The sequence below is a fragment of the Pseudomonas sp. 06C 126 genome (genome assembly GCF_001855215.1).
Lineage (GTDB): Bacteria > Pseudomonadota > Gammaproteobacteria > Pseudomonadales > Pseudomonadaceae > Aquipseudomonas > Aquipseudomonas proteolytica.
Window position 1 is genome coordinate 1 of the sequence record NZ_MIFU01000067.1, and the last position, 278, is coordinate 278.

General features: G+C 54.0%; 1 protein-coding gene. It reads left to right on the forward strand.

The genetic code is table 11. From position 1 onward, the window contains the following. Positions 1-278: immunoglobulin-like domain-containing protein (locus BHC62_RS07920; RefSeq protein ID WP_143007508.1), on the forward strand; the 278-nt coding region annotated here is incomplete at both ends.

Sequence of the window (278 nt, forward strand, 5' to 3'; positions counted from 1 at the left end):
ACGCAGATCAACGACACCATCGACAAAGTTGATGTGGTCCTGACCGCGACTAAAACCGTGGGTGAAGGCGGCGAAATCGTTTACACCGCAACCTTGGTTGATAAAGACGGCAAGCCAGTCACCAATACCACTGGCCCGCTGACCATCACCCTCGATAACAAACAGGTCATCACCATTGGTGTGAACGAGTCGAGCGGTACTGTTTCGGCTGTAGCGCCGGACGATGTGTACAAAGGCGACCAGACTGTTACGACCGGCATCGAAAAAGTCACCGGTGG